This window comes from Ruegeria sp. CDSA246 (assembly GCF_059611225.1).
The window spans coordinates 1-3,021 of the sequence record NZ_JBXWPD010000047.1 but is presented as its reverse complement, the minus strand read 5'-3'; the positions used below and the strand labels follow the sequence as shown (position 1 = coordinate 3,021).

The window sequence follows — 3,021 nt, the reverse complement described above, 5'->3', positions numbered from 1 at the left end:
TCTAGGCGACGACCGCTCCAATGTAACGCAGACATGCAAGCGATACCATCTGAGGGCGGCTTGGTCCGCAAGGCGGACATTCAGCGGAATTAACCGAACGTCTGCTTCGAGCCCAAAGCAGAAACGCCATGCGATTAAGCAGAAGAACCTGCTAGCACCAAAAATCAGTGGTCAACAATCTTACTCAATTTCCGAGGATCGCGCCCAGAGATTGATTTCCTCTTCCGAGCTTACCTCGTCAATCTTAGCGAGTTCCGCTTCGGTAAATTCCAAATTCTGGACCGCACCTACGCAATCCACGATCTGCTCAGGTCGCGAAGCGCCAATAAGGGCTGTCGATATCCGGTCACCTCTCAGCACCCAAGCAAGCGCCATCTGAGCTAATGATTGACCGCGTGACGCCGCTATGTCGTTTAGAGCCCTGACACTCGTCAATGAACGTTCGTTGATCATGCCGTCCAATAGAGACTTGCCTTGGGTCGCACGACTGTCTTCGGGAATGCCGTTCAGATACTTCGATGTCAAAATACCCTGGGCAAGTGGCGTGAACGCAATCGATCCCACGTTCAATTCGTCAAGCGTATCCAACAGCCCGTCCCGCTCAACCCAACGGTTGAGTAGGTTATACGACGGCTGATGAATCAGGCACGGCGTGCCAAGGTCTTTCAAGATGGCCAGCGCTTCGCGCGTTCGTTGCGAGTTGTAGCTTGAAATTCCGACGTAAAGTGCGCGCCCAGAGCGCACTATATAGTCTAAGGCTCCCATAGTTTCTTCCAGAGGGGTATCTGGATCGTAACGGTGGGAATAAAAGATATCTGCGTATTCTAACCCCATCCGCTTGAGCGACTGATCACAAGAGGCCACAAGATACTTTCGTGATCCCCACTCCCCATAGGGACCCGGCCACATATCATACCCTGCCTTGGTAGATATGATGAGTTCGTCCCGATAGCCTGCGAAATCAGTTTTTAAAATTTCACCGAATGCTTCTTCCGCCGATCCCGGCGGTGGGCCATAGTTATTTGCTAAATCAAAGTGCGTTATACCCAAGTCAAAAGCAGTGCGGCAGAGATCGCGCTTTGTCTGGTGTGGCGTATCTCCACCGAAGTTGTGCCATAGCCCAAGGCTTATCGCGGGTAGCTTTATGCCAGACTGCCCACAACGGCGATAGACCATTTGCTCGTAGCGGTCTGGATTGGGAAGAAATGGGCGTGGACGAGGCTTCGGGGGGCGTTGTAATTTGCTCATCTATCCATAATCCGCGATCATCACCCCGTGTCAATTCAACCAGATAGTAATCGGCAATCAGCGAAGCCTGCCGGATAGACGGAACATGCCTCAGGCATTGCCAACGCAGATTGTCAAACTGCAAACTAGTCCTCGAATAACGCGCGAACCTTCGACATGTCATACGCATGTTCCGTCAGGTTTTCAGGGTCCCATTCGCTTCGCTCAGCTTCAAAAAAATCCCCGCCGTACACGTGGATTGCTCCGGTCAACTTGGGGATAGGGTTTGTAACCGAGTGAATGAGGTCCCTACCAAGCGGAGCATATTCACCCGTCGACAATGCTCGAGCCCCCGCCGCTTCAATGCGTCCGTTAGGGTCATCTGCTACGCGCCGCCAAAAAATGTTATCTTCTCGGCCACCATAAATACCGATCACGGCCCACATTTCGTGATTATGGGGCATTATGGTCATTCCTGGCTTCCATACGACGTTGACGATTGTCAGATCACCTGACTTGTAAATGGGAAAGATACCGCTTTCGGTCGGCTCTCCCAAGGCTTGCGTCACGCCCGCGGGATCGCGCATCGCCCGGTCCACCACCTCAGCCACCGATTTGTGAGACACGTCCTGATCTACTGCGGTCCGGCAGTCCGCTACAAACTGTTCCATGTTCCACATATCTTCAGCCCCCAATTGCATACGATAAATGCAACAGGGTAGCACAGGCAGTAAAATTGGCGAAATTGGGACCCAGATTGCAGCTGCATGTATCGGGTATCTAAGACTTTCAATGACTGCTTGGCCTGCTTAGCGTTCTTTCGCCAGATCGGGGCGGATGTCTAATTTGCGGAACCATCCGTCGATTGCATCGCATACATTAGGTTGTCTGTTTGCTTAATCGAAAATGCGTTCGCCCTGCTCGTCGATCACCTGTTTCGCCTTTGCGATGCAGAAGCTTTCGCCCTGATCCCGGGTCTCAAAAACATCCGCCCGGATCACAGTATGGGTCTTGCGATCTCCGTCGATGGTCTTTTCGATACGGGCTAGAAGGCGGTATTTGCCCCCTTCGGGCATCAGGTCCGGAAAGATTTCGAACCCTCTGTAAGAGACTGGCTCAAGCTCCGACTTTTCACCACCACCAAAGAGTTTAGAGAAGAGGGACATTGGGCGGTTCCTTTCAGCGTTACTATGACGGGAGAATAGCGCCGCTTAGGACAGGCGTGAAGCATGTCGTGCTATCACAACATTTGCCTTCGATCCGTTGGCACGCTCCTTGCGTTGCCTAGTACGTCCAGATCCGCGGTAGAAGTCCATTCCCCACACCACGCTCCCTTGTAAGACTGTCCAGACCGCCATTCTGACACGCCGCCGCCGACGACCGCTTTGAGCCCAAAACCGACACCGAAGAAAATGCAAGACGACGCCAAAAAGTAGCGTCGCCCGATAGTCGCGGCTGTCGCTTTATTCTACCAGTTCCAGATCACCAGGACGCCAGGTCTTGTCGAACCAAGGCTCGAGCGGTCCGTAGAGGCGCATCATCACGTTGAAGCTTTGCCCGGGCATGGTTTGCGTCCAGTTGTTCTCCCAACCTTCTGGGGCTTCCGGGCCAAAATAGATGCTGGTACTCCCATCCTCATTCGGCTTTATCCCCGGTCGATTAGAGTCGATACCACCGGATTCCAGGTCAGTTTCAAGGATCGACCGTGTCTGTCCGCTGTCCGTCGTCAGGGATTTTGGGACAGATGGCGCTCTGATCTAAGAGAGGATGTGGCTCATCTGGTTGGTTTGATTA

The 3,021-nt window shown here is 52.9% G+C and carries 4 protein-coding genes; all 4 read right to left on the bottom strand.

The window, feature by feature from the left end:
• Positions 1 to 180: 180 nt before the first annotated feature.
• On the bottom strand, positions 181 to 1,248 hold the full coding sequence (mgrA, locus tag AC2FI9_RS22705; protein WP_496770988.1) for an L-glyceraldehyde 3-phosphate reductase: 1,068 nt from the start codon (positions 1,246 to 1,248) through the stop codon (positions 181 to 183).
• A 125-nt stretch (positions 1,249 to 1,373) separates the two neighbouring features.
• Complete coding sequence (locus AC2FI9_RS22700; RefSeq protein WP_496770985.1) at positions 1,374 to 1,898, bottom strand: cysteine dioxygenase family protein; 525 nt, start codon at positions 1,896 to 1,898, stop codon at positions 1,374 to 1,376.
• A gap of 225 nt (positions 1,899 to 2,123) precedes the next feature.
• On the bottom strand, positions 2,124 to 2,393 hold the full coding sequence (locus AC2FI9_RS22695) for an HlyU family transcriptional regulator (protein WP_496770982.1): 270 nt from the start codon (positions 2,391 to 2,393) through the stop codon (positions 2,124 to 2,126).
• Positions 2,394 to 2,690: 297 nt separating this feature from the next.
• Entirely contained in the window at positions 2,691 to 2,957 is a 267-nt protein-coding gene (locus AC2FI9_RS22690) for a DUF1214 domain-containing protein (RefSeq protein ID WP_496770990.1), read from the bottom strand.
• Between the last annotated feature and the right edge of the window lie 64 nt (positions 2,958 to 3,021).

Coding starts and splice junctions, on each gene's coding strand:
- AC2FI9_RS22695 (WP_496770982.1), bottom strand. CDS start 2,393: ATGTCCCTCTTCTCTAAACTCTTTGGTGGTGGTGAAAAGTCGGAGCTT.
- mgrA (WP_496770988.1), bottom strand. CDS start 1,248: ATGAGCAAATTACAACGCCCCCCGAAGCCTCGTCCACGCCCATTTCTT.
- AC2FI9_RS22700 (WP_496770985.1), bottom strand. CDS start 1,898: ATGGAACAGTTTGTAGCGGACTGCCGGACCGCAGTAGATCAGGACGTG.